This is a genomic window from Sorangiineae bacterium MSr11367, assembly GCA_037157805.1.
Lineage (GTDB): Bacteria > Myxococcota_A > Polyangia > Polyangiales > Polyangiaceae > Pendulispora > Pendulispora rubella.
In genome coordinates, this window is the sequence record CP089983.1 from 10839705 (window position 1) to 10866215 (window position 26511).

The window sequence follows — 26511 nt, forward strand, 5'->3', positions numbered from 1 at the left end:
TTACTACTCCGAAGGACGACCACCGAATGAGCAACGAAACGGCAGTAGGTGAAGCCGAAGCCTCTGGCACGGAAAACTCCTTTTCCTTGTGGGCATCCTTGGCCAAGTACGCCGTGCTGTATGCGCTGCTGTTCCTCTTTGGCGCCGAGATGTACCTGGTCTCCCCCCTCCTGCCCACCATCGCGGCGGATTTGGCCATTCCCATCACGAGCGCCGCCGGCTTGGTCACGGCGTACGTTCTGATTCAGGCGCTCATCGGCCCCGTGCTCGGCCTTGGCTACGCGAAGTGGGGAGCGCGAATGCTGGTTACGGGGGGAGCGGTCGTTTTCGCAAGTGCCAATGCCATTGCCACGTTCAGCAGCGACTACCTCGTGCTCGTCGTGGTCCGGGCGCTCGCCGGCCTCGGGGTAGCCCTGGCGGGGCCCGCCATATGGACGTGGATCGCGCAGACTGCCGCGGAAGAATTTCGGGGGACGGCCATTGGCGCAGGCATGGGAAGCTTCGCGATTGGCCAGGTATTCGGAGTACCCATTGGGGCGTTCATCGCCGCCAACATGGGCTGGCACGCATCGTTCGGAGCCCTCGCCCTCGCCTCCGCATGCATGCTCCCATTTCTCTGGTGGAAGCTCCGTGGAGCCGATCCCTCCCAGCAAATGAAGGCTCGGCTCGATCTCCGAGCGGAGCTGCGTACCTTGTTCTCGGTATGGAGAGTGAGCGGCCTCCGGTATACGATTTTGGTAACGTTCCTGTTCCACGCGGCGAACCTGGGGGGATACACCTTCTTGTCCGACCTGCTCGCGCAAAAACACCACTTGTCCGTGACATCGCTTGGGTTCATCGGATTGTTCAGCGGGATGGGCATGTTCGTCGGCTCGGCCCTGGGCGGGCGCCTGGGAGATCGCGTTCGCGCGCGCGGCCGCACCGAATCCCTGCTGCTTTCCGCTTGGATCGGCGTGCTCCTCGTCACACTTGCCCTGGCGATCTGCGCGCCTCGGCTATGGTTGTCGCTCGTGGCGATCGGGCTCTGGTTTACGGTCGCGGGCGCCTTCGACACCAACCAGCAAACCCTCATCGCCGGAATGTCCGCCGGCTTTACCGCCGTCGCGCTGTCCTGGAATATGTCCATCCTCTACGCGGCCGCCGCGTTCGGAGTGTGGATCATGAGCCTCGGGTCCGATCGTGCGACGGCCGTGACCGTCGCAGCGACGGCCTTATTGGCCATTGCGTTTCCAGCGTCTCTGTGGGTCGCTCATAGGATGAAATCGGCTGGCACATGAAACTCCCTTCTCATGAATTTCTCGACCATCAGGGCATTCCGTACGAGCCCGTGACGTTTCCGACTTCGATCGAGAAAGGTGCGGCGAGCGTCGCACGCGCGCTCGGACAGCCGGAGCGGCGCATGGTGAAAACCATCCTCTTTCAAACCGGATCCGGGTCGTGTGTGGCCGTGTTGTTGGGAGGCGATCAGAATGCCATCTCGGGGCACCTGAAGAAAGCCGTCGGCTCACGCGACGTTCGCATGGCCGCACCGGAGATCGTACTCGCCACCACGGGTTACGAGATCGGGTCGATTCCGCCCTTTCATTGGCAACCCCCGGGGTTCGCCACGTACGTCGAAGCATCCCTTCTCGACGAGCCGGTGCTCGGCGTCGGTGCGGGAATGTGGGGGCATGAGATTCTCATCCAGCCGACGCACCTTGTGCAGGCCGCGAGAGCTCGAATCGTCAATCTCACGGATCGTGCTCGTCCCGTGGTCGAAGAATGAGCCCGCGAAATCATCCAGGGCGCAGCGCAACGGACAGCTGACGGGAGAACAAAGAATGGGGAATTCTGTGCATGTATCCGCGCGAAATCGCGGCTTCGATCAGGTCGGATTTCGAATGAGCGTCGAATTTGCTCTTGATGGCATCGACGTATTGCTCGACGGTCCTGTAGGACAGTGAAAGCAGGTTCGCAATTTCCTTTGCAGACTTACCGCGAATCAAGAAGAACAGCACCTCCGACTCACGCTTGGTCAACGAATCGACTTCGCGCGAATCGTCCAGCAGATAGCTGCCCTGATCCAGCGCGCCCGCGAAGCTCGCATCTGCGTGGATGCGGCCGAGGAGCGTTCCCAATTCGATGGTCGACGGAGACGTAATATCGCGTCCGTGGAAGATGCTCCCCGCAACGTCGCCGTTCTCGTCGTACAACGGCACTTTCGTCACGATGAAGGCTTTCCACTCCCCGCCGGCAAAACGATGAACGTCCAGAATGTTCATCGGCTGTCGCGCCTGCAAAACCTGCCGATCCTGCGCCCGAAACGACTCCGCGCAGACGACGGTGTCGCACGGCATGTCGAAGTCGGTGCGGCCTATCACATCGAGATGATGTGGAAGCCCCATCAACTGCCCGTACAGTTCGTTGGCGTACATGAAGACGGATTCGTCATCCTTGCAGCCCCAGAAACCGGGCATCTGATCGAAGATGAGCCTCAGATTTTGATCGAACGTACGCTGCATGCTCGCCTCGCCCGCCCCGATCCGCTTCTAGAGCAAATCCTCGATCACCACAAAAGCAACGAATCTCGAGTTGCTCGCGGCGTCGCGAACTTCACGGATGTCAACGAAACGCCGGCCAAGCCTCCATGGGCTCGGTGGAGCGCACGATGCGCATGCCCGCCTCGCGGTAGCGCTCGAACGCGGCCTCCGCCTGCGGGGTGAAGTCCGCGGCAAATCCGCCCTGGCCATCGGGCACCGTGACGGAGGACATGCAGTCGCCGAGGAGGTAGACCTTGCGGGCCAACTTCGGATCGTGCTGTTGGATCGCGTCGAGCAGATCGTCGATCGAGCTCTTCACGCAGTGGCTCGCCGCCTGGCCGGCGATGATCACGCGATCGGCTGCGAGCAGCGTCTTCAGGAAGGACGAATTGGCCTCGGCAAGCCTCCCACCGTCGTGGCGCGAGAGCACCTCGGGGCGCAGCACCGAGTAATTCTCGGTCAGCGCGTGGCCGCCTTTGATTTCGCTCCACGATTGCGTGCTGCGGGCAAACGCGTGAAACAGTCGTGCCTCATGGAGAACGCCGGCGAGGGCATGGCCCGCGCTGCCCAAGATGCAGTGCGGGGGCCACAAATAGAGTCGGTACTTGCCCGCCTTTTCCAGCTCCGCGCAGTAGTGGCGCACTTGCTCGAGCAGCCAGGCTTCATCGCCGCCGCAAAGCCACGCCGCAATCTCGGAATTGGGCTTCACCGCCCCCGCGTCGATGTCGCTCACCGAGATTTCGCGGAACGGCGCGAGCGGGGCTCCGTGGGCGTCGACCCAAAACGACGGAAAGAAAATTTGAAATGCGTAATGCGTATCGAACGTCGCCGTAATATCGGTAATGGCGCCCAAGTTCCGATAGATGAACTCCGCCGTGCGGCGATTGTCGTCCAACGCACCGCGACCGCTGCGGCCGGCCACGTACAGAGAGCCTTCCGGGAAGCAAAAGTCCTTCTGCACGTCGATCAGCAGCAGGTGCGTCTTTCGCGACGTGCGCGCGTCCTCCGACGAAGGCGTGATTCCGTGCTCGCGCCGCCACGCCGCCGCCGCGGGCAGAAGGCGCGCTTGATCGGGATCGTAGGCGTGGCGCTCGGCGTTCTTCGGGTCGAAGAACGACGGTAGCGGGAGCGGATTCATGCGAAGGCCTGCCTTTCGACCAAGGCCTCGCGCTGCTGGCGGAGCTTCGTCGCCATGGCCACCGTTTCGGGCGAAAGCGCGACGTCGTGCGCGCCACGCGCTCCCTCGGGGCGAGTGCTCCCAAGGCCGCGACCTTGACCATCGACTTCCGCGACCTCGCCCGTGAGCTGCACGTACCCCGCGGGCGGGGGCTCGCCGACCTGGCCGATGACGCCGCGAGGTCCTCCGCGCACATCGCCGCTGCGGCGGCGAAACACCACGGGGTTGCCGGGGACGCTCTCTTTGCCCGCATGGTCGTCGTCACCGAACTTCATCGTGGGGGACGTCGCCGTTTGGCTCAATTTGTAAACCGCCGCAACCCGGTCGCGCACCAACGACGTGCCGCTGGTTCGGGCGATCAGGTAACCGCCATATCCGTAAAACTGCTCGTCAGGGCCCCATCCGACTTCGCGGCGCAGCACTTCGAACTTCTCGGTGAGCGCGGCATCGAATCCGTCTTCGAGGATCTGCACCGAACGGATGCCGCGCTTGCGCGCTTCCTTGGCGGCGAATCGGTATTGTGCCTCTTTGTCGCCCGAGTCGTAGCGAATGGAATCGCCGCTCTGGTACCCCTCCTCCATGAGGCGGTAGGCGGCGGGAATGCCCGAGCGAATCGTATCGAACGTGTCGAGCAAGTAGCTCGAGCGCCCCGGACGGCGATCGCGCATCGCGCGAAAGGCAGCTTCGTCCGAGCCATAACGCTGCACGTGCTCGTGCCCCATCGTGCCCACGGGAATCATGTCCAGGGCGCGCGCCGCCGCGACGTGGCTGGTCCTGCGAACGCCCGCGGCTTTGCACGCTTCGAGCGCAATCGCATGTTGCGAAAGGCATGTCGCAGCGCGAAGCCCGACTTCGAAAATGCGCGCCGGGTCGCCCACGATGCTGGCCAATTGCGCGGCGCACGCTTTCACGCGCTGGAAATAAGCATCGGAGTCGACGGTGATGGCGACCGGCGCCCGCACCCCGACGGAGTCCAATGTGGCGAGCACGATGTTCTTTTGATCGTCGCACGTGACGGTGGCCACCTCCGCGGCGAGGGCCGCCGGATCGGTCAACGCGAGGGTGGCAATCTGGATGCGATAGTGAAGGTGCAGAACCTGCGGCTCGAGCCAGGAGATCAGCGCCGAGGGACCCGACAGGGAAAAGGCCGGCTCGCGGGGGAGGAACCAGGCGCCCTTGGGCAGCGCCCGGATGATCACACGATCGCGACGGAGGACGGCGGCTTTGAAGCCGGCCCCCATTTCGTATTCGTGGCTGGCGAGGTAGCGATAGTCCTCTTCCGTCGGCTCGGGCATGAGCTTCCGCACCTCGGCCTCCGCATCGAAGGGCAGTACGGCGGCCGCGCCCTTTCGGTGCGCGTAGTAGAAGGTCTCCTGACGAAGAGGCCACCCGGCTTCCGCCATGCTGAACTTGTAGCCATCGGTATGAAGAAGAGACATGGGACGCCTCAAATCGCAGATCGTTTGAGAAATCGATAAAGTTCGGCCGGCCTATGATCGACGCCACTTTGCATTTCCCCGGTGGCGACGAGCTCGCCCGATGACAGCATGCGGCGGCGAAAGGAATCTTTGTTCAACTTTCGTCCGAGCACGGTCTCGTGCACGCTCTGGAGCGCGAGGAGGGTGAAGCGCTCCGGCAGGAGCTGAAATCCAATGGGCGAATAATCGAGCTTACCGCGAATGCGTTTCACCGCGACGGAGAGAATGTCGGCATGGTCGAACGCCAGCGGGAGGGATTCGCCTTGGGCATCGACGAGGTGCACGTCGCCGCCGGTCTCGCCGTTCCATGGAACGACGATGCGCGCCATCGTGACGTGGCGTTTGCCGCTTTGCGCCTGGCACGCACGATCGAATCGGCGCGCATCGACGAGCGCAAAGTACCCCACGGAGATGACGCGCATGCGCGGATCGCGATCCGGCTGGCCAAAGGTGCAGAGCTGCTCGACGTAGACGCTTTCGAGCGAGCACTTGGTCCGCAGGACCCGATGGGCGGCGTCCTCGAGCGGCTCGCGAATGCGCACGAACCCACCCGGCAGCGCCCAGCGCCCTTTGGCCGGCGGGTCGGCCCGCTGGACCACCAGCGTGTACAGCTCGCCATCGCGCGCCGTGAGCAGGACCACGTCCACCGTCACGGACGGCCGCTCGAACTCCGCCGGGTCGTACCGCTCCAGAAAAGCGGCCTCCTCAGGCGTTTCGGCGGCAGCAGGCTCCGCGCCCGCGCTTTTGGTACTTCTGTCCGCTCCAGCCGCCATATATGCAAACAACATATATGCGGTCCGAATATAAGTCAACTCCCCCACCCCTACCCTCCCCCTCCGGGGGAGGGAGCCGAAACGTCTTTGCGCGAGAGCTCGACGTTACGGCCCCTCCCCCTCCGGGGGAGGCTGGGAGGGGGTGACTTCTAAAATCACTTCTTCTTGGTCAGCTCGACCTCGAGATCGATCTGAACTTCGTCACTCACGACCACGCCGCCACCCTCGATGGCCTTGTTCCAGGTCATGCCGAAGTCCTTGCGGTTGATCTTCGTCGAGGCCTGCGCGGCGCGGCGGATGCCGCCCCAGGGATCTTTCACCTCGGGGGTGAGACCGCTCACGCTGAGGACCACGGGGCGGGTGACGCCCTTGATGGTGAGGTTGCCCGTCACGTTGAGGCGATCGGCGCCTGCTCGCTCGACCTTGGTCGAATCGAACACGATCTTCGGGTATTTGCCCACGTCGAGGAAGTCCGGCGACTTGAGGTGGTCGTCGCGCTTCGTGTTGTCGGTGTTGATCGAGGCAGCCTCGATGTCGATGTGCACGCGCGACTTGGTGACGTCCGCGTCGTCGATGCCAATCACGCCCGCGAAGCGGGAGAAGGTGCCGCGGGTGGTCGACACCAGCATGTGTTTGACGCCGAAACCGACGCGGCTATGCCCTGCGTCGACGTCCCAATCGGCAGCAAACACGGTGGCGGGGGCGGCGGCAATGAGGAGCACGGCCACGGTCTTCGAGAGCAGCTTTCCAATCTTCACGGCGTCATCCCTCCTAAGTAGGATCCGGACCCGAGTCCGGTTAGCGCTCGAGGTTATGCGGACCGGGGTCCGCTTCGTCAAGACCTCGACATGAATTGCCGCTTGCCCCATCCTTCCGTTCGATGACGAAGCGCGTCTCGCTGCCGATCCAGGGCCGGCCGGAGCCCATCGCCGAGCGGGCTGATGCGGCGCGAAACCGCGTTCGAATCCTCAACGCAACGCGCAAGCTCCTGGCCAAGCGCCCCATCGAAGCGATCGGCATGGACGATGTCGCGCGCGCCGCGGGCGTGGGAAAAGGCACGGTCTTCCGGCGCTTCGTCGATCGCAGCACCCTATGCCTGGCCCTGCTCGACGAGAACGAGCGCGAGCTGCAAGAGAACGTGCTCGCCGACTTCGGCCTGCCCAAGGAGGCGACCGCCTACGAGCGCCTCACCGTGTTCCTCGACGCGCTCTTCGCCTTCCACGCGGACAACGCCCACCTGCTCGGCGAGGCCGAATCGTATTCGCGCACCGACCGATTCAAGGCCCCCGTCTACGCGTGGCGCGTGCGCGAACTCGTGCGCCGCATCCGGCGGGCTGCCGACGCCGGGTCCATTCAACCGGCCAACATCGGCATCACCGCGGAGCTTATTTTAGCCGGATTGGGCGCGCAGCTGCTGCTCCGGCAAATGGAGGTGGCCGGCGGACGCGATGCGCTGCACGAACTGGTGTTCGGCGTGTGGAAGCGGCTCTTGAACTGTCAGTAGCCCCAACCCCAACCCACGCCCCAGCCCACGTACGGACGGGGGCGGTACCAATGCCGGTGACCGTAGTAGCCGGGGCCCGACGTGAAGCCCACCGAGAAGGTGCTCCGCGGGCGATAGTAATAGTCGCCTCCGTAATAGACGGGATAGCTCCGGTACACGACCTTCGGCGGAGGGGGCGGCGGCGGCTCGTACCGAGGCGCCTGCGAGGGCAGCGCGGGGAGCGGTCCAATCTGCGCGGTCGTCGAGGGATTCGTCGCCGGTGCTTGCGCGGGCGGTGCGGCTTGCGGGGCCGGCGCAGTGTACACGACCGGGGACGGCGGCTCGGTGAACGGCACCGGCTCACTCGGCGGGATGGCCATCAGGCTCGCTCGGCCCTGAACGGAAGGCTGCACGGGCTGCTGATACGTTTCGGCACAGCCCGTCGCCATCACCAGGAGCGCGAGCGAGGCAAGACCAATGGCAGATGCTCGAAGCATGATGCCATTCTAAGTGCAAATAGCGCTCCTGCACGCCCACCCCAAATTCCGCGCGATTTCCATGGGATAGCGTGAATGGGCGTTCACGTCGTGGCGGCGCCCGGCGTGCACGCGGAGGGTGCGCGCCGCAAAGGCTGCCACTCTCCGTAGGTCAGACTGCGCCACGCCCACTCGAAGGGCCCAAAGGCAAAATGCCGCAACCAAACGGTGCTCAGGATGCCTTGAAGCCCGTAGAAGACGAGGCCGATCGCGACGGACATGGCGTACCCGACCTGACCGAGCCAGCCGAAACCATACCCATAGAAGAGGGTGGTGAAGACCAAGGTCTGCGTCAGGTAATTCGTGAACGCCATGCGACCGATGGGTGCCGCGAGCGAAAGCCATTCTCGCCACCGCGCGCTTGCCAAAAGCAGGAGCAGCGCGGCGCCGTAGCCCAGCGCGAACACCAACATGGTGAGTCCGTGCACGAGCGAGCGCAGGCCCACGCCGGAAATGGGCGCATGCAACGCACCGTAAATCGAGTAGCCGGCGCCCAACGCGATTCCGCCGCCCGCGATCCTCGAGAGCACGCGCCGGTAGCCATAGGCGACGACCCTCGAAAAGGCGCCCGAGCGCCAAATGAGCATGCCCACCAGCATATTTCCGAGTTCGCGCGGCCAGACGTGGCCGTACACGCGCACGATGACGCGGAAGAACTCGTCGATCCGGAACCGCAGAATCTCGCCATAGGTGCCCGTGCCATAGACGCGAAGCGCGTCCTCGTAGTGGCCGGGAATGCGGCTGTTCAAGGCTTCGCGCAACGGCGGCCACGAGCGAAGGAACGGCCCCGCGACGAAACACGCCACCGCGACGCCCAACACGACACGGGTGCGTGCACGCAGAAAGGGCAACGCGAACAGCCCAATGAGCGCGTACGACATGAGGATATCGCCGTGCCATAGCAAGAACATGTGGGCGCTCCCGAACATGAGCAGCACCACGAGGCGCCGCGCCAAAAGGCGCATGGCGTTGGGATGCCGCGCACTCGCCCGCTCGAAGAAGATGGAAAGGCCCACTCCGAAAAGCATCGAGAACAGCGTGAAGGATTTTCCCGATACGAACACCGTGCCCACGAAGGCCATGGCGCGATCCACCGCGCCCGCGTGGGCCTCGGGATGAATGCCCCAATAGGGCACACGAAAAGCCTCGGCCAGGTTCATGGTCAAAACGCCGAGCAGTGCCAAGCCACGAAGGATGTCGATTTCGTCGATGCGAACTCTCTGCGGATTCATATCGGTGGGCAGTATGGGTTCCCACCAATCATCGAACCAATTGAAAGATCGGCACCACTTATATAGAAATAATCGATAACTCGAAGAAGCATGGCACTCGGCGGATGATGGTGGTCCATTGGAACGCATGAGCACACGCGAGTCCGTCCAGAGCCAGGTGAGTCCCGAAGAGTGGAAGCAGCGCGTCGATCTTGCCGCCGCGTATCGGCTGGTGGCGCTTTATGGGTGGGACGACCTGGTGTTCACCCACCTCACCGCCCGGGTGCCGGGGCCCGAGCACCATTTCCTCATCAACCCGTACGGGATGACCTTCGACGAGATTACGGCATCGTCCTTGGTCAAGATCTCGCTCGACGGCCATAAGGTGATGGACTCCCCCTACGACATCAACCCCGCGGGGTTTACCATCCATAGCTGTATCCACGCGGCGCGCGAAGATGCGCTCTGCGTCATGCACACGCATTCCATCAACGGTGCGGCGGTGTCCGCACAAAAGACCGGAGTGCTGCCCATTTCCCAGCAGTCGCTCTTCGTGCTCGCCTCGCTTGCGTATCACGATTACGAAGGCATCGCGTTGCGCGACGAGGAGAAGCCACGCCTCGTGAAGGACCTGGGCGCGAAAAATTTTCTCATGCTCCGCAACCACGGCCTGCTGACGGCCGCCCCCACCGTCGCGGATGCCTTCCTCGCCATGTACATGTTCGAGGCTGCGTGCATGATCCAAGTGCGCGCCCTCGCCGGAGGCCGGGAATTGGTTCCCATTGCGCAGCCCATCGTCGACGGCATCCAGCAAGCCGTCCAGCAGGTGACCCGCGGGCTGGGGGGCGGCATCGCGTGGCCCGGTCTACTGCGCAAATTGGATCGTCGAAATCCTGGTTATTCCGATTGACGGAAACGAGTTGCGGTAGTTCCTTTGTCGTAACTCGCATGAAGAATCGAAGCATCCCGTTGGCGGCGTGCGCCTTGGTCGCGGCATCGGTGGCTGGCGGCTGTCACAAAACGGCCGCGCCCGCCAATGTTGCCGTTTATTCCACTTCGTCCAAGGCCATCTTGCCCGGCGCACCGCCCTCCCTGCGCCTGCCCGATTTTGCGCGGCCGATGCGGTACGATCTGGACCTGACCCTGGATCCCTCGAAGGAGGGATTCTCGGGCATCGTCGGAATCGACCTCAGCATCAGGGAAGCGACGCAGGTCGTTTGGCTCAATGCTCGGAATCTGCGCATACGTGAAGCCAAGGTGGTCTTTGCAGGCCAAACGGAGACCGCACGCGTCATCCCCGGAGGTGACGACTACGTGGGGTTCGCCTTCGATCGGCCCATTGGACCTGGCGCTGCACGATTCACCGTGGCGTACGAAGGGCACCTGGACGACAAAGGGCAGTCCGGCTTTTACCGCGTGAAGGAAAACGGCGGCGATTGGTACCTGTACAGCGAATTCGAGCCCATCGATGCCCGCCGCGCGTTTCCTTGTTTCGACGAGCCCTCGTACAAGGTGCCGTGGAAGCTCACGTTCCACGTCAAGAAAGACCACGTGGCCCTGGCCAACGCGAAGGTGCAATCGGAAACGCCCGCCGCCGATGGCATGAAGACGGTGGTCTTCGAGGAGAGCAAGCCGCTGCCGAGCTACCTCGTGGCGCTGGTGGTGGGCCCGTTCGACATGCTCGACGCGGGCACGGCGGGCAACCATGGCACGCCGCTGCGTTTCGTGGTGCCCAAAGGTCGCGGTGCCGAAACGCGGTACGCCAAAGAGATTACGCCGAAGCTGGTGGGCATCCTGGAAGACTATTTCGATATGCCGTATCCCTACGGCAAACTCGATGTCGCGGTGGTGCCGCGCTACGACGGGACGATGGAGCATCCGGGCCTGGTGGCCCTGGGCCAGCCGCTGACCCTCATCAAGCCGGACGAGGAGACGCCCGCGCGCAAGCAGCATTACTGGAACATCGCGGGGCACGAGCTCGGGCACTATTGGTTTGGCGATTATGTCACCATGGCCTGGTGGGACGATACGTACCTCAATGAAGCGTTCACCACCTGGCTCGACATGAAGGTCGCCCAGGCCGTGGATCCTTCGACGAATTTCGAGCTGGTGCGATTGCGCGGCCGCTCGCGGGCGATGGGCACCGACTCCCTGGCCAGCACCAAACGGGTGCGCCAGCCCGTCGCGTCGAATGACGACATGCTCAATGCGTTCACGAGCGACATTACCTATTTCAAGGGCTCGTCCGTCATTCGCATGTTCGAGAGCTTCGTCGGGCGCGAGAAATTCCAGAAGATGATTCGCCGCTACGTGCGCGAGCTCGCCTGGAAGAACGCCTCCACCGAGGATTTTCTCGCGGTGTTCGGGGCCGAGGCGGGGCCGGACGTGGCCACGGCCTTCAAGTCGTTCGTCGAGCAGCAGGGGCTACCCCTGGTCACGGCCGAGCCCATTTGCGGCAAGGACAGTGCGCCGCAGCTCTTGCTCACCCAATCGCGGTACATGCCCGTCGGGTCGACGGCGAATCCCGATCAGCGGTGGGATGTGCCGGTTTGCGTGAAATACGGCACGAGCAAGGGCACCGAGCGGGTGTGCACGTTGATGAAGACGCCGCGCACGGCGCTCACCTTGGAGGGTGAGTGCCCGGATTGGGTGATGCCCAACGAGCATGCCGCGGGGTACTACCGCACGGGCTACACGGCGGAGGCGCTTTCCAAGCTGGTGAAGAAGGCATGGTCGCAGCTGGATGGCGGGGAGAAAATTGCGCTCATCTCCGACACCGCCGCGCTGACGCAGAATGGGATGCTCGGGGTCGACGAAGCGCTCGCCCTGCTGCCGTCCATGGTCAAAGATGCGGACCGGTACACGCTGGAAGCGTCGTTCGAAATCGCGGACCTCGTGCGGCGCAGTGATTTGAAGCCGGAGTTGGCCGCGCAATATGCCAAATACGTACGCGGGATCTATGGGGCGAGGGCCAAGTCGCTCGGCTGGACGCCACGTCCGGACGACGATACCGATACGCGGTTTCTGCGAAACAGCCTTCTGGAGAAGGCGGGCGTGGCCGGCGAGGATCCGGTCCTCCGCAAGAAGGCGCGCGAGCTCGTGTCGAGGTGGTTCACGGATCGCAAGGCCATCGAGCCCGAGGTCGTCGAGGCCGCCCTGTACGTGGCGGCCAACGCGGGCGACAAGGATCTATGGAACCGCTTGCGCCAAGCCCTGCGCGAGACGCACGATCGGAGCGACCGAACGCGGCTCATCGCGGCGCTCGGAAGCTTCCGCGATCCGGCCTTGATCAAGGCGTCGCTGGGTCTGCTCACATCGGGCGAAATCGAAGTGCGCGACGCCCGCGACCTTCTGCAAGAGGCCATGAAAGAACGCGGCGGCCGCGAGGAGGCCTACGCCTTCATCCAAGACAACTTCGACAAGCTGGCCCCGCACACCCCGGGCCGCAGCGGCATGGTCCTTCTCAGTGCCGCCGCCATCCACTGCGACAAGCCGCACCACGACGAGAATGTGCGCTTCTTCACCGAGCACGCCAAGCAAATCGAGGGCGGCCCTCAAATGCTCGACAACGTCCTCGAAAAAGACGCCATCTGCATCGCGCAACGCGAGAAGAACGACCGCGGAATCGCCACGTTCTTGAAATCGGTGCGCTAGATCGATGAAGGCAGCGCACCCCCGGGATGGGGTGCGCTCCCCAGTGCTCATCCGCTATTTGCAGTTGGCGGGATCCGGCTTCTTGCACACGCCGTTCTCGCAGACCCCAGGGAGCGCGCAGGCTGCGCCCCCCTTGGCATCGCATTTCGCGCCTTCGGGCAGATCGGCAAGGCACGTCTTCGGAGTCTGCTCGCTGCAGCTACTGGCTCTGCAACCCGTGAACACCTTCGTTTGCTCGTTGGTGCCGCAGGCTTGTCCCACGCCGACATATTCGAAACGGGTGCACACCCGCGTGTTCTCGTTGCAATAGAGGCTGTCCGCGATGCTGCATCTCTTCGCCGAGGAGCACGCCTGTCCCTCCCCCAACCTGGGGATGCACTTTTTCGTGTCGCGATCCAGCATGTGCAGATTCCCGCAGACGCGGTTGTCGCCCTCGCAGGTCTCGTTCTCGGCACAAATCTTCGCGCACTTGCCCGCGCTGCATAGGAAGCCCTCGTCACACGCCTCGTCCCCGTCGCAAACGGCGCCGCTTTGACCCACGGTCGCGCAGACGCCGCAGGTCGAGCCCTCGGCCTTCTTGCAATACCGCCCTTTGCATTGGGACGGATCGCCGCACGGCGCACCGTCGTCGAGTGTGCCTACCGAGACTTTGCACGCCTCGGGCGGCTGGTTGTACCTCACGCGGTCACATTGATCCGGCTTGAGTGACTTTGCGCACTCGTCGACCTTGGCCGCCGTTTTCCCTGTCCCAGGAGCCGCAAGCGAAGTTTTGCACACGGCCTGAATGCGCGTCAGGCAGGCGTTCATGTCGGCGTAATTCGCGTTGAACGCGCGCGGTGTGCAGCCGTTCACCTCGGCACATCGGCTCTGGGCGTAATTCGCGCAGGCACTTTCTGCGGTAATGACGGAGTCCCCTCCTCCGCCATCACCGCCTTTGTCCGTGTTGCTGTCGCTGCTCGAGCAAGCCAGAAGACCAATCGCCGCAAATGCGGTTCCCAAAACGAGTCGAACCCACATGTATGCCTCCAAACGGGGTAATGGATTTGTCCGTAGAGACGCTAGCCGACCCGCGATGTCGCGTCGTCACCGCGAAGAAAATTCCGTCGCGGGTCGCTTTGTGGACAAATTGGAGACATGTACGATCGTAACGATCACGCCAACCCTTTCAGGGCGAGCACTTGGTGGGACCGGGGGTGGTCTTGAAGTATTTCGAGTACAGGTCGGGGAGCAGTTTGAAATTGCAGGTGTTCAACTTGGCGGGGTCGAGTTTCTCGTGGTTCGTCTCGAGGCGGGTGACGTAGTCGGCGACGAAGTCGCGCACGCCGTCGGCGGATTTCCAGACGATGGTTCCCTCTTTGAACATGTCGTAACCGCCGCCGCCACCGCCGCGGTAATTGTTGATGGCGATGGTGAGCTTTTGCGTCGGTGTCACGTCGGCGCCTTTGAACTTCAGGCTCGTGACGCGTGAGCCCTCGGGTTTCGTCGCGTCGATGGTGTACGCGATTTGCGAATAGATATCCCAGTTGAAGTCGGGGCCATTGGGCATCGCCTTGCACTGCGCGGGCTCGGCGGGCAGATTGGCCGCGTCGAGCGTCTTGAAGTAGAGCGCGTCCTTCTCCAGCGCCTTGCGCAAGATGTCGCCCGTGATTTCCATCACGTAGAGCGTATTGTCGTAGACGTAAATGCTGTACGCATCGCGCAGTTTGACGTCGCCCTGGGGGATCCCGCCGTTGTTCGAGAACACCGCCGCGAGCGAAAGATCGACCTTGTGCCCATTGGCCTCGGCCGCCTCCTCCTGCACGATGTTGATCAGGTCCGCCAGCGCACTGTCCGTGTAGCGCGCGGGAAAACCGTTGGGGAAGACGGCCGCGGACGAGCCAATCTTGGCATCGACGTAGGCCAGCGTCGTCTCGTGGTAGCTCTTCGCCGCCGCGGCCACCGTCTCGTCGACCGGCACGTCCTCGGTGACCGGCACCAGCTTCGAATCACGCGAAACGACCTTCCACGCGCCCGAGGCCTTGCTCGCGCCAATCGACACCTTGCCCAGGTGGCTGCCCCAGCGATTCGGCTGCGAAAGAATCACGTCGCCGATGAGCATCTTCGGAATCGGCTGGTGCGTGTGCCCCGACAGAATGACGTCGATGCCCGGCACCTGCTGCGCAATCTGCACGGCCAGGTTCTCGTTGGGGAGATTGCCCCGGTCCGTCCACGTCGAATAATCCGTGAGCCACGACGCCGGATCGTTGGCATTGCCGGGCGGCTGCTTGTCCGGCCCACTGTGGAACGACACGACCACCACGTCCGCACCCGCCGCGCGCAGCTTGGGCACGAACTCCTTCGCCGTATCGAGCGGATTGTCGAAGCGCAATCCGGGAATGTTCTCTGGACGCTCCCACGTCGTCACCCCCGGGGTGACCATGCCCAAGATGCCGACTTTGATGCCGCACACCTCTTTGATGACGTACGGCTTGAACGCCTCGGTGCCATCGGTCTTGCGCACGTTGGCGCTGAGCACGGGGAAGTTCACCTCGCCGATGAACTTGTTCAACACGCCCAAGCCGTAATTGAACTCGTGATTGCCCAGGGCCATCGCATCGTATTTCAAGCTCTCCATGGCGGCCGCCATCGGGTGCTTCGGCGCATTGTCCTTCAATGCGTAATACGTACCGAGCGGCGTGCCTTGAATCGTGTCGCCGCTGTCGATGAGCAGACTGCACTCCGTGCGCTCACGCTTGACCAACGTGGCAACCTTGGCCAGGCCCTGCGTCTTCGCATCTTTGGCACTGAAATAATCCCAAGGCATCACATTGGTGTGCAGGTCCGTCGTCTGCAAAATGGTAAGCGTAACGGACGCAGGGGAAGCATCACCGCCCGCGTCGAGCGCGGAGCCATCGGGCGCGCCGCCATCTGGAGACGTGTGCACCAGCGTATCGTCGCTCGAACACGCGGGAAGCTGCGTAAAACCTAGGGCGAATGCGAGGCTGAAGCCGAGCCAGTGTTGTTTCGTCATCGATGGCGACTCTTACTTGTATTCCGGCTTGGCGGCCAGCCCGGTAAACGCACGAAGGACGATCAGTTGCGCGAGCCGTTCGGGGTCGTCCGAGGGCAACTCCATTTGCCCCAACTGCCGCCCCACGATCAGCGATGCAAGGCCATGCACCGCTGACCAAGCGAACAGCGCGTGTTCGTCCGGCGAGCCCTCGGCGACCATGCCCTCGTTCTGCGACGCGGCAATGCTGCCGCGCAGCAATTCGAACACGCGCGCGGCCGCCTCGGCGAGTGCCGGATAGGCGTGGCGCTCGGCCGCCTCGGGCCCGAACATGACGCCATAGAGCCGCGGGTGCTTCACCGCGAACGAGACGTACGCGAGCCCGCTCGCCGCAAAGCGCTCGAGCGCCGTCTCGCCCAGGACGGCCTGCCGCGAGGCAATGGCCTCGCTGAGCTGCACGAATGCAGCCTCCGCCACCGCCGCCAGGATTGCCGTGCGGTCCTCGAAGTGATGGTACACGGCGGCGTGCGTGACCCCGAGCTGCGTGGACACACGCCGGACGGTCAACTCGAGCGGACCTTCGTCGTTCACGACCTTCGTCGCCGCCGCCACGATGGCCTCGCGGAGGTTGCCGTGATGGTAGGCCCCGGCGGCCTTCTTCTTGATGCGCGGCATCGTGCGAATTTTGGCTCAAGCAGGGCAATCTTGACAAGTGTAAGATACGATCTAACACTTGGTTAGATTCGAGGAGGTCACGCATGAACACGACGACTGCCGCGGCCGAGCTTGCGAAACGTGCCCCTTTCGTGGGGCCGAGCGAAGACGATGGATCCGCACGCGCACGCGTCACGGGGACCCTCCCCGAGTGGCTGCGCGGCACCTTGGTGCGCACCGCCCCCATGTTCGGGGCGAGCCTCCCGTGGGAGCCGACGCATCTGTTCGATGCCGTGGCACTCGCCTACGGCATCGACGTGGGCGGCCCGGAGGCGACGTTGCACTGGGCGCGCATCGACAGCGAGACCGCTCGCGCTGCACGCACCGGCCGCGTACCTTCCGCCCAGTTCCAAACGCGCAATGGTCGCGGCTTCTTCCAACGGCTCTTCGGCCCCATTCCGAAGGCGACCGACAACCCCAACGTCAACGTCGTTCGCATGGGCAACGACGTGGTCGCGCTCACCGAATCGCCGCATCAATGGAGACTCGATCCGGTCACCCTGCGTGCATGCGGCCGCGTGGAATACCACGACTCGCTCGGGCGCTCGGCCATCATGCTGGCGCATCCCATCATCGGCCCGGACGGCGTCACGAACATCGCCTACCGGCTCGGCAGCCGGGCCGAGATCATGCTGTACACGCACGATGCCGCCTCCCGCGCACGCAAGCTGGTAGCAACGTGGTCGACGCCGAACCTGCCGTACCTGCACTCCTTCGGCCTGACGGAGCGCTCGGCCATCGTCGTCGCGCACCCGTTCACGGCCAAGCCGGCGTCGATGCTCTGGTCGAACGCGGGATTCATCGAGCACTTCCGCTGGCACCCTGAACGGGGCACCCGACTCGTGGTCTTCGACCGCACCGCGGGCCCCGCGCAAACGGCGCGTGAATACGAGACGGATTCCTTGTTCGTCTTCCACGTGGCGCACGCCTTCGAGACGGCCGACGCTGCGATCGTCGACGTTCTCGCCTTCGACGATCCCAGCATCATCGCGTCGGCGATGACGCGCACCCTTCTCGCGCGGGCACCGGAGCTTCCGGCCAAACTGCGGCGGCTGACCATCGACCGACGCACGGGCCAGGTGCGCAACGAGTTACTCTCCGACACGCCATTCGAGCTTCCTCAGGTCGACGCCGAACGCGCCGCGGGTCGCGCGGCCACCACCGTGTTCGGGGCCTCCGTGGGGCTCGACCGAGGCGTGTCGACCGGCGACATCGTCGCCATCGATCCGCGCTCGGGGAGCGCGCGCCGGTTTCGTGAGGCGCCGTGGATTTTCGGCGAGCCCGTCTTCGTCGGGAAGCCGGGCCGCGCCCGCGAGGGCGAGGGCGTGCTCCTCGCGGTGGGATCCCACGAGCACGCCTCGGCCCTGTTCGCCCTCGACGCGAGCACGCTCGACGTGCTCGCCCGGGCGGAATTCCGCACGCCGCTTCCGTTTGGATTCCATGGGTCCTTCCTTCCATCGTAAACGCGCCGGCAGGAAGCTCTGCTAATCTGAGGGAATGCTGTTGGCTCAGATCAGCGATCTTCACATCGGCGCGGTTGGCTCGTCGATGGACGTGCACGCGCACACGGCGGAACACCTCGTCCGCGCCGTCGAGCACCTGAATCGCCTGGATCCGAGCCCCGACGCCGTTCTCTGCACGGGCGATTTGGTCGACGCCGGGAGCGCGGAGGAATATGCGCGGCTCGCCGAGTTGCTCGCGCCGTTGAAGGCACCGTATTACCTCGTGGCCGGAAACCACGACCACCGCGACAACCTCCGCGCGGCCTTCGCGCACCATGGCTATTTTCCCGCCGAGGGGTACCTGCAATACGTGGTCGACCTCGGGCCGGTGCGCGTGGTGGCACTCGATACCAACGTCCCCGGCGCGCCGGGCGGATTGCTCTGCGAGGAGCGCCTCGCGTGGCTCGATGCGCGGCTCGCCGAGGAGCCTTCGCGGCCAACGCTGGTGATGCAGCACCACCCGCCATTTCTCACGGGCATGCAGCAAATGGACACCATGATCCTGGACGGCATGGAGGCGATGGCCAACGTCGTTCGAAAGCATCCGCAGGTCGAGCGCATCGTGTGCGGGCATTTGCATCGCCCCATCACGCGGCGCGTGGGCGGGACACTGGCCATGACGTGCCCCAGCACCGCGCATCAGGTCGAGCTGGATCTTCGCGAACGCGGGCGGCTCGCCGTCATCACCGAGCCGCCCGCATGCCTGCTCCACGCCTGGAGCGAAGGCCTAGGGCTGGTGAGCCACACGAGCTACATTGGCGATTTCGGCACGCCGTACGTGATCATCGCGGAGGAAAGTGCGCCGGGACAGGCTGTGCAGATGTAGCCGTTTGCGTAGATAATGAGCCCGGAGGTGACCGCATGGCGACCGACTCGGAGCGGATTCAATCGTTCGAAGAATTTTGGCCGTACTATCTGGGCGAGCACCGCGATCCGCGCTCGCGCGCACTGCACTACGTGGGGACGACCCTGGTCATTGGCACGGTGGCCACCGCCGCACTGACCATGAATCCATTGTGGCTGCTGGCGACACCGGTCGTCGGATACGGCCCCGCGTGGGTCGGGCATTTTTTCATCGAGGGCAATCGACCGGCGACCTTCAAATATCCTTTGTGGTCGCTCAGGGCCGATTTCAAAATGCTCGGCCTCGCCGTACGCGGCAAGATTGCCGAGGAGATCGAGCGCCTGCAGCCTGCGCACGCGACGGCCTGATGGGCCGCAGCGTTGCGTTATTTTTGGTACACCATGGGGTATGCTACGGCAACACCATCGCTGCGCGCTCGAATCCCTGAACGCTTCCCCGCCGGGGTCGCTGTTGATCGTGGCAGCCCACCCCGACGATGAGACCATCGGCATCGGTGCGACCCTCGCCGGCTTGATCGACGCGGGCTGGCGCGCCCACGTGCTCCATGTCACCGATGGAGCACCGCACAATCCCGAGCTTCGGTTCGCGCTTCGCGAACGCAGCCGCGAGGACGCGGCCGCCATCCGCCGGGTCGAAATCCGGGACGCCCTGCGCGCCGGCAACGTCGATCCCGACGAGGTGCTCCTCCCTAGCATCGGCATCGCCGATCAGGAGGCCACGCTCCATATGCCCGAGATCGCGCGGGTCCTCGAGGAGCGCTTCGCCGAACTCGGCACCACCGTGGTCATCACGCATCCGTACGAAGGCGGTCACCCCGATCACGATGCGGCCGCCCTCGCAGTGCACGCCGCCGTTGCGCGCTCATCCGCCATCGCACTGGCCGAAATGACCTCGTACCACACGCAGCAAGGGACATTGATCACCGCGGCGTTCCGCCATGACAGCCGCCCCGCCTGCACCGCGCGGCTCGATGGCGCGCTCGACGCGCGACATCGCACGCGCAAGCGGCGCATGCTCGACGCGTACCGCACGCAGACGAAGATCCTCGAGCCCTTCGGCACCGATGCCGAGCCCTTGCGCTGTGCACCCCATTACGATTTCACCCAGCCTCCGCACGAAGGAAAACTCCACTACGAGAGTCTCCCCTTCGATTGGACCGGCCCCCGCTGGCGCGAGTTCGCGCGCGAAGCGCTGGCTGCTCTGGCGCTCTAAATACGACTTAACGGCGCGGCTGGTACCAACGTTCGACGCGTGCGAGCAACTTGTCGGCGCCTTCGTAGGCCGTTTCCATTTCACGGCACACGGTTTCGTCGGCGCCGCTCTCGGAGGCTTGCAGGATCGCGAGGCGCTGGGCGAGCGCCGCGTGTTGCTGCTCCACCATCGCCAGAATGCGCGGCGAATCGCCGCGCTGGCGCGGATTCGTCTTTTCGACGCGTGCGCGTACGGTTTTCATCCGCGCATCGAGGTCGCGAACGCCCTCGCGCAGAACCGCCATGCGGACGCTGACTGGAATCTCCTTCGGCTCGGTCGCATGCGCCGCCTTCGAGGCAGCGGCCGAGGTACCCGCAGGAGGGGTCGGATCGGCTTGCGCGGAACGGACAGCCGCAAACGCAGCAACCGCCAGCGCTGCTGAGAAGAATCGATTTGGGGTGTTCATGGAGGGTTGCTCTCCTCAGTGCATCCGATGTGCTCACACGAGTACCCCGTTGCGCTCCAGCGGATGATCAGCTTGCCAGCTGTTCGGTCCGCGCCCGCTCGAAGCAGCGTGAGAGGAACGGTTCGGCGTGCGCGAGAAACTCCTCCGCGCGATCCTCGTGCCCCATGAGGCCGGCGTCCGAGATCACCCGTATCTCGGCGCCGCCGCGGAATTGGTCGACCATGGCCTTCGCCTTCTCCAATGGAAACAAGGTATCGGCGCTACCCCATATAAGGAGGGTTGGCGCTTTGAGATGGCGATGCACCTCGGCCAGGTCGTCGACGACCCTCGGATCGAATTGCTGGATCAACCGCATTTGCCCCCGGAGCACGGGGAAGGCATCGAGCATCGGCTGAACGAACCACTCGCGGAACTCCCCCTCGACGGAGCGCGAATGGGTGAAGAACGCACCAAAAGCGAACATCGATTGGCGGAACCATTCCATGCGCAAGCACGCCCCATAGAGGCGGACTGCCCCAGGGAGGACCCGCAACCCTTTCATGGCCGTCTCGATGAGCCATGGATGATGTCCAGGTATCTCGGTGTTCCCGAGCAACATCCCCGCCACCCGCGGGTCGTCCTTTGCCGCGATGCGCACGGCGCTTCCGCCGCTGTCGTGCCCAACGTAGGCGAAGCGCTTGAGTCCGAGCTCGTCCACCACCCGGCGCACGGTCGCGGCATGCTCGCGCAAACCGACGGGCGGATCCGACTCGGACGTCGTGTGTCCGGTCCCCGGTAGGTCGATCAGGTGGCACGAGAAGCGCGCGGAAAGGCGCGGCACCAAGTGACGGAACGTCGCCGCATGCAGTGGCCATCCGTGCACGAACAGCAGATCCGGCCCCTGCCCGAAACGCCAGTGTGCAATGCGGCTATGCCCCACGTCGATGACGTCGTGAGGGCCTTTTCTCAGGGTGGCGCAGATTGCGCCCAGCTCGTGGGTCATGGGTTCGTCCTCCGGTGCATGGGACGATGCGGCCTTCGTCCGGATGCGGCAATTACCCGCCGAGGTAAGCGACGCCGTGACGCGATGACGCTACCCTGGGCGCATGCGCTCCGACATCGGACTTTTTCCGGCCGTTCTTCGCCATTGGCGCGCCCGCCGCGGGTGGAGCCAGCTCGATCTGGCGCTGGCCGCGAACGTATCGGCCCGGCACGTGAGCTTTCTCGAAACGGGCCGTGCGCAGCCGAGCCGGGACATGGTGTTGCGCCTCGGCGAGACGTTCGACCTGTCGTTGCGCGATCGAAACGCGATGCTGCGCGCCGCCGGGTTCGAGCACGCCTTTGCCGAGCCTACGTTCGACGGTGGCCTTCCGCCACCTCTTGCCCAGGCCGTCGATCGCATGTCGGCGCAGCAGGAGCCCTATCCGTTGATGGTCTTGAATCGGCAATACGATGTGCTGCGCGTCAATCAAAGTGCCGGTCGGTTGTTCGGGCTTTTCCTTGCGCGCGCCGAACCGGTTTCACCGGGCTCGGTGAACCTGGTCCGGCTGTTGTTCGATCCATACATTGCGCAGCATGTGATCGTCGATTGGGAGCGCACCGCGCGCGAGGCCATCTCGCGCATCCATCGCGAGTTGCTCGCACGCCCGAACGATCCAGGGCTCGCCGCGCTGCTGCAATCGCTGCTTGCCCATCCGCACGTTCCCAAAGAGTGGCGCCAACCAGATCTCTCCACACCGAGTGAGCCCATCGTGGTGTTTCGATTGCGCCACGGGGACACCGAGCTAGCGTTTCTCACGACCATCACGGTGTTTCAGGCGCCGCAGAACGTATTGCTCGATGAAATCGTCATCGAGAGCTACTTCCCTTTCGACGACCGGACGGCCGCCTTCTGTGCGGATCTTGCGCGCGCATAAAAACCGCGGCACTGCTATCGTGCGCCGCGGGAACGACAATGCCGAAAAACCCGCGATTCTGGATCATATTTGGCGCACTCATCGTGGGCGCCGCCTTCGTCTACGTGCGCTTCAAGGGCTCCAAAAACGGTGGATCCGAGGCCGACTCCTCGTTCCCCGCGGCCGCCTCCGGGAGCGCGGATCCTTCGTCCAAAGGCATCACCGCCACGTCCGGCGGAGAGCCGCCGGCGAGGATCTCGGCGTTCAAACCGCGCTCGGGAAAGCAGCTCGACGAATACGTGAATCCGTTCATCGGCACCGGCGGCGATGGGCATACCTACCCCGGCGCCACGGTGCCTTTCGGCATGGTGCAAGTGAGCCCCGAGACGGACGTGCGGCACTTCAAGGAGAGCTGGCCGTGGGCCACGGGATACCGCTACAGCGATAAGACGATTCTGGGCTTCGCGCATACGCACTTCAGCGGCACCGGGCACTCCGACATGGGCGACGTGCTGCTGATGCCCACGGTGGGCGCGCTGCAGCTCGAGCCGGGAACGCCGGACAATCCCGATGCGGGATACCGCTCGCGGTTTTCGCACGAGGATGAAAAGGCGAGCCCCGGCTATTACTCGGTGATCCTCAAGGATTCGAACACCAAAGTGGAGCTCACCGCCACGAACCGCGTGGGTATGCACCGGTATACGTTCTCGCAGAACGACCATGCGCACGTCATTCTGGATTTGGTGAGCAGCATTTACAACTACGAGGGCAAGGTCTTGCTCTCGCAGCTCCGGGTGGAAAACGATCGCCTGGTGACCGGGATGCGGCAAACGCGCGGCTGGGCGAAGAACCGCACCGTGTATTTTGCCATCGAGTTCTCCAAGCCGTTCGGCTCGTACGGCATCGCCAACGACGCCGAGGAAGAGTACCGAGGCATGGGGCGGCAAGGAAAGCTGCTGGAGAACTACCCCGACGTGTCGGGCAAGAAGCTGAAGGCGTATTTCAACTTCGATGTGGCCGCGGGCGATGTCATCCAGGCCAAGGTGTCGATTTCGTCCGTGGGCATCGATGGTGCGTTGAAGAATCTGCGCGCGGAGGCGCCGGATTGGAATTTCGACGGCATTCACAATGCCGCGAAGGAAGCGTGGCGGAACGAGCTATCGCGGATGGATGTGGACGGCGACGAGAAGAAGAAGACGATCCTGTTCACGTCGCTCTACCACACGATGCTCGCGCCAGTGACGTACATGGACGTCGACCATCGCTACCGCGGGCTCGATCAAGCCATTCACACGGCGGATGGCTATACGAATTACCATATCTTCTCGCTATGGGACACGTTCCGGGCGCTGCATCCGCTGTTTACGATTCTGCAGCCGGAGCGCGATGGGGAGATGATTCACTCGATGCTGGCGCACAGCCAACAGAGTGTGCACCACATTCTGCCGATATGGTCGTTCGGGTCGAACGAGACGTGGTGCATGATTGGGTACCATGCGGTGCCGGTCATTGCCGATGCGTACTTGAAAGGGATCAAGAACTTCGACGGCAAGGCGGCGTACGAGGCGATGAAGGCCAGCGCGACGTATGCGCCCTACGGCGGGTTGGGCGACTACATGAAGTACGGGTACGTGCCCATCGACAAGGAAAAAGAGGGCGCGTCGAAGACGCTGGAGTACGCGTACGACGATTGGACCATCGCCCAGGTGGCCAAGGCCATGGGCAAGACGGACGATCAGCAGGAGTTCAGCAAGCGCGCGGCCTACTTCCGGCACGTGTACGACAACGCGACGGGCTTCATGCGCGCGAAGAAGAGCGACGGGCACTTCCGCGAGCCATTCGATCCGCTGTTCGCGCAGTACGGGAGCGATTACACGGAGGGGAACGCGTGGCAGTACTCCTTCTTCGTGCCGCACGACGTGCACGGGCTCATCGAGTTGATGGGCGGCAAGGACAAGTTCGTGGAAAAGCTGGACAAGCTTTTCACGCTGAAGGCCAGCGACGACAAGTTCAAGCAGGTGGAGGACATCGGCGGGCTGATTGGCCAGTACGCGCACGGCAACGAGCCGAGTCAGCACATCGCGTACCTCTATAGCTACGCGGGGCAGCCGTGGCGCACGCAGGAGCGTATCCACCAGATCATGAGCACGTTGTTCGACGATACGCCGGAGGGCATGAGCGGCAACGAGGACTGCGGGCAGATGTCCGCTTGGTACATCTTCAGCGCGCTCGGTTTCTATCCGGTGAGCCCGGGAAGCCTCGAATACGTGATCGGCACGCCGACCTTCCCGCGCGCAGCCATGGACGTGGGCGGCGGCAAGGTGTTCACCGTGACCGCGGAGAACCTCTCCGACGCGAACATCTACATCCAATCGGTGACGCTCAACGATCAGCCGTACGACAAGTCGTTCCTGCGCCACGAGGACATCATGAAAGGCGGCACCCTGAAGTTCACCATGGGCCCCCGCCCCAACCGCGAATGGGCCACCACCCCCGCCGCCGCCCCCTACTCACTGAGCAAGTAGCGACCAAACGGCGCACCGCTCACTCAACGAATGGGATTGAACATGAAGGCGGGAAGGCGGGAAGGTTTTTGGATTGAGTTTCCATCGGCCCATTGCGCCGACCGGAACCCCAAAAAACCTTCCCGTCTTCCCGCCTTCCTGTGAATTCTCTCCCTCTTATTCTGCTGCTGTCGGGGTAGCGGGGAGGGCTTCGATGACCGGTTCGGAGACCGGGTCGACCTTTCCGAGCTCGCTGCCGAAGACGCCTTCCCAGCGCGAGATGACCACTGATGCGAGGCCGTTGCCGATGACGTTGATCATGGTGCGGGCCATGTCCATCAACTCGTCGACGGCGAGGAGCATCGCGATGCCCGCTTCGCCCGGGAGGCCGAAGCTGGCACAGGTGCCGGCGATGATGACCAAGGTCGCGCGGGGCACACCGGCCACGCCCTTCGACGTCAGCATGAAGGTCAGCATCATCATCAGCTGCTTGCCCAGCGGCATCTCCACGTGCGCGGCCTGGGCAATCGTCAGGCTGGCCACCACGAGGTAGAGCGTCGACCCGTCGAGGTTGAACGAGTAGCCCGTGGGAATGACGAAGCTTGCAACGCGGCGCGGCGCACCGAATTCGACCATGCGCTCCAGCAGGCTCGGAAGCGCCGCCTCACTCGAGGCCGTCGAAAAGGCCGTCAGCGCCGGCTCCTTGATGGCACGAAGGAACTTGGTCAGGCGAATCCCCGCGATCAGCATGATCGGGATGAACACGAAACAGAAGAGCGCGATCAGCGCGAGGTACAGCGTTCCCACCAAGGTCGCGTACTGGCGAACCAGGTAGAACACCGCCGACCAGCCTTTGAGCTCCACCCCGCCAACCTTGTGGCCCGCGGCCATGTGGCTCACGTTGTAAGCCATCGCGCCGAACACGCCGATCGGCGTCAGCCGCATGATGATGTCCGTGTACTTGAACATCACCTTGGCCACGGCGTCGAAGAACTTCAGCACCGGCTTGCCCTGCGGCCCGATGCGCGTGAGCGCCACGCCGAACAGGGTCGCGAAGATGACGACCGGCAGGATGTCGCCGTCGGACGCGTGCTTGATCAGGTTCGACGGGAACGCGTGCAGCGCAATGTCCCACCCGCTCAGCGACGCGTTCGCCGGCGCCACACCGTGGGCCGACATATCGAGCGGAAGGTTCTCACCCGGCTTGATCAGATTGGTAATCACCAATCCAAGGACGAGCGCGATGGTGGTGACGACTTCGAAATAGAGAAGTGCCTTGCCACCCATGCGGCCGACCGACTTCAAGTCGCCGGTCTGCGCGATACCGACGATGATCGTCGACACCAGCAAGGGAACGATGAGTCCCTTGATGAGCGAGATGAACGCCTTCGAACAGAAGTGGAAGATGTGATAGACGGTCGGGTACTGATCCTGCGGGAAAAACCCGCCCAAAACGATACCCAGGAACAGCCCGACGAAGATGTAGAACGTGCCCGATCGGTACCAGCGTCGCGGTGTGGGCGTATCGACTGCCGCTCCGGCAGAGTGGGCGTGATCCAGCATCGAGTCTCCTCC

General features: G+C 63.7%; 24 protein-coding genes. 11 read left to right on the plus strand and 13 right to left on the minus strand.

The window, feature by feature from the left end:
- Nucleotides 1-26: 26 nt before the first annotated feature.
- Both LVJ94_41940 and LVJ94_41945 read left to right on the plus strand, forming a co-directional pair.
- A complete protein-coding gene (locus LVJ94_41940; GenBank protein ID WXB03453.1) occupies nucleotides 27-1277 on the plus strand; it encodes an MFS transporter in 1251 nt (416 codons plus the stop codon).
- The gene (locus LVJ94_41945; GenBank protein ID WXB03454.1) at nucleotides 1274-1765 is read left to right on the plus strand and encodes a YbaK/EbsC family protein; all 492 of its coding nucleotides are present in this window, start codon (nucleotides 1274-1276) and stop codon (nucleotides 1763-1765) included. The genes LVJ94_41940 and LVJ94_41945 overlap by 4 nt, the downstream gene beginning before the upstream one ends.
- A 10-nt stretch (nucleotides 1766-1775) precedes the next feature.
- On the opposite strand, the gene LVJ94_41950 is transcribed toward LVJ94_41945, so the two are convergent.
- The 5 genes from LVJ94_41950 to LVJ94_41970 all read right to left on the minus strand — a co-directional run bounded on the left by LVJ94_41950 (nucleotide 1776) and on the right by LVJ94_41970 (nucleotide 6705).
- Nucleotides 1776-2501: a helix-turn-helix transcriptional regulator gene (locus LVJ94_41950; GenBank protein WXB03455.1), complete on the minus strand. Its 726-nt coding sequence runs from the start codon at nucleotides 2499-2501 to the stop codon at nucleotides 1776-1778.
- Nucleotides 2502-2601: 100 nt separating this feature from the next.
- Nucleotides 2602-3657 (minus strand): nicotinamidase, encoded by a 1056-nt coding sequence (locus LVJ94_41955; GenBank protein ID WXB03456.1) that lies wholly within the window; start codon nucleotides 3655-3657, stop codon nucleotides 2602-2604.
- Nucleotides 3654-5135: a nicotinate phosphoribosyltransferase gene (locus tag LVJ94_41960; GenBank protein WXB03457.1), complete on the minus strand. Its 1482-nt coding sequence runs from the start codon at nucleotides 5133-5135 to the stop codon at nucleotides 3654-3656. Before LVJ94_41960 ends, LVJ94_41955 begins: the two co-directional genes overlap by 4 nt.
- Nucleotides 5136-5143: 8 nt before the next feature.
- Entirely contained in the window at nucleotides 5144-5947 is an 804-nt protein-coding gene (locus tag LVJ94_41965) for an NUDIX domain-containing protein (GenBank protein ID WXB03458.1), read from the minus strand.
- Nucleotides 5948-6102: 155 nt separating this feature from the next.
- On the minus strand, nucleotides 6103-6705 hold the full coding sequence (locus LVJ94_41970) for a YceI family protein (protein WXB03459.1): 603 nt from the start codon (nucleotides 6703-6705) through the stop codon (nucleotides 6103-6105).
- 122 nt (nucleotides 6706-6827) lie between these two features.
- Here LVJ94_41970 and LVJ94_41975 point away from each other — a divergent pair, with 122 nt between their 5' ends.
- Nucleotides 6828-7451: a TetR/AcrR family transcriptional regulator gene (locus LVJ94_41975; protein ID WXB03460.1), complete on the plus strand. Its 624-nt coding sequence runs from the start codon at nucleotides 6828-6830 to the stop codon at nucleotides 7449-7451.
- Here LVJ94_41975 and LVJ94_41980 read toward each other — a convergent pair.
- Entirely contained in the window at nucleotides 7445-7927 is a 483-nt protein-coding gene (locus LVJ94_41980; GenBank protein ID WXB03461.1) for a hypothetical protein, read from the minus strand. The genes LVJ94_41975 and LVJ94_41980 overlap by 7 nt on opposite strands.
- A gap of 83 nt (nucleotides 7928-8010) precedes the next feature.
- Entirely contained in the window at nucleotides 8011-9198 is a 1188-nt protein-coding gene (locus tag LVJ94_41985) for a DUF418 domain-containing protein (protein ID WXB03462.1), read from the minus strand.
- A 127-nt stretch (nucleotides 9199-9325) separates the two neighbouring features.
- On the opposite strand from LVJ94_41985, the gene LVJ94_41990 reads away from it, so the two are divergent.
- A complete protein-coding gene (locus LVJ94_41990; GenBank protein ID WXB03463.1) occupies nucleotides 9326-10087 on the plus strand; it encodes a class II aldolase/adducin family protein in 762 nt (253 codons plus the stop codon).
- A 38-nt stretch (nucleotides 10088-10125) separates the two neighbouring features.
- Complete coding sequence (locus LVJ94_41995) at nucleotides 10126-12831, plus strand: M1 family metallopeptidase (GenBank protein ID WXB03464.1); 2706 nt, start codon at nucleotides 10126-10128, stop codon at nucleotides 12829-12831.
- 54 nt (nucleotides 12832-12885) lie between these two features.
- Here the strand turns inward: LVJ94_41995 and LVJ94_42000 are convergent, their stop codons facing one another.
- The 3 genes from LVJ94_42000 to LVJ94_42010 all read right to left on the minus strand — a co-directional run bounded on the left by LVJ94_42000 (nucleotide 12886) and on the right by LVJ94_42010 (nucleotide 16495).
- The gene (locus LVJ94_42000; protein WXB03465.1) at nucleotides 12886-13848 is read right to left on the minus strand and encodes a hypothetical protein; all 963 of its coding nucleotides are present in this window, start codon (nucleotides 13846-13848) and stop codon (nucleotides 12886-12888) included.
- 148 nt (nucleotides 13849-13996) lie between these two features.
- Nucleotides 13997-15841 (minus strand): 5'-nucleotidase C-terminal domain-containing protein, encoded by a 1845-nt coding sequence (locus LVJ94_42005; GenBank protein WXB03466.1) that lies wholly within the window; start codon nucleotides 15839-15841, stop codon nucleotides 13997-13999.
- A gap of 12 nt (nucleotides 15842-15853) precedes the next feature.
- A complete protein-coding gene (locus LVJ94_42010; GenBank protein WXB03467.1) occupies nucleotides 15854-16495 on the minus strand; it encodes a WHG domain-containing protein in 642 nt (213 codons plus the stop codon).
- A gap of 83 nt (nucleotides 16496-16578) precedes the next feature.
- Between LVJ94_42010 and LVJ94_42015 the strand changes: the two genes are divergently transcribed.
- Genes LVJ94_42015 through LVJ94_42030 form a run of 4 tightly spaced genes read left to right on the plus strand, consistent with a single transcriptional unit; the run spans nucleotide 16579 to nucleotide 20113 of the window.
- Nucleotides 16579-17997 carry a carotenoid oxygenase family protein gene (locus tag LVJ94_42015; protein ID WXB03468.1) on the plus strand — a complete coding sequence of 473 codons (1419 nt, stop codon included), beginning with the start codon at nucleotides 16579-16581 and terminating at the stop codon, nucleotides 17995-17997.
- Nucleotides 17998-18031: 34 nt separating this feature from the next.
- A complete protein-coding gene (locus LVJ94_42020; protein ID WXB03469.1) occupies nucleotides 18032-18862 on the plus strand; it encodes a phosphodiesterase in 831 nt (276 codons plus the stop codon).
- Between the two features lie 35 nt (nucleotides 18863-18897).
- Nucleotides 18898-19248, plus strand: a complete 351-nt coding sequence (locus LVJ94_42025; GenBank protein ID WXB03470.1) for a DUF962 domain-containing protein — start codon at nucleotides 18898-18900, stop codon at nucleotides 19246-19248.
- A gap of 40 nt (nucleotides 19249-19288) precedes the next feature.
- Nucleotides 19289-20113: a PIG-L family deacetylase gene (locus tag LVJ94_42030; GenBank protein WXB03471.1), complete on the plus strand. Its 825-nt coding sequence runs from the start codon at nucleotides 19289-19291 to the stop codon at nucleotides 20111-20113.
- 7 nt (nucleotides 20114-20120) lie between these two features.
- Here the strand turns inward: LVJ94_42030 and LVJ94_42035 are convergent, their stop codons facing one another.
- Entirely contained in the window at nucleotides 20121-20558 is a 438-nt protein-coding gene (locus LVJ94_42035; protein WXB03472.1) for a hypothetical protein, read from the minus strand.
- 67 nt (nucleotides 20559-20625) lie between these two features.
- On the minus strand, nucleotides 20626-21540 hold the full coding sequence (locus LVJ94_42040; GenBank protein WXB03473.1) for an alpha/beta hydrolase: 915 nt from the start codon (nucleotides 21538-21540) through the stop codon (nucleotides 20626-20628).
- A gap of 103 nt (nucleotides 21541-21643) precedes the next feature.
- On the opposite strand from LVJ94_42040, the gene LVJ94_42045 reads away from it, so the two are divergent.
- Together LVJ94_42045 and LVJ94_42050 are read left to right on the plus strand one after the other, a co-directional pair.
- The gene (locus LVJ94_42045; protein WXB03474.1) at nucleotides 21644-22453 is read left to right on the plus strand and encodes a helix-turn-helix transcriptional regulator; all 810 of its coding nucleotides are present in this window, start codon (nucleotides 21644-21646) and stop codon (nucleotides 22451-22453) included.
- Nucleotides 22454-22491: 38 nt separating this feature from the next.
- Nucleotides 22492-24957, plus strand: coding sequence for a GH92 family glycosyl hydrolase (locus LVJ94_42050; GenBank protein WXB03475.1), 2466 nt, complete (start codon nucleotides 22492-22494; stop codon nucleotides 24955-24957).
- Between the two features lie 156 nt (nucleotides 24958-25113).
- Here LVJ94_42050 and LVJ94_42055 read toward each other — a convergent pair whose 3' ends face one another.
- A complete protein-coding gene (locus LVJ94_42055) occupies nucleotides 25114-26499 on the minus strand; it encodes a cation:dicarboxylase symporter family transporter (protein WXB03476.1) in 1386 nt (461 codons plus the stop codon).
- Between the last annotated feature and the right edge of the window lie 12 nt (nucleotides 26500-26511).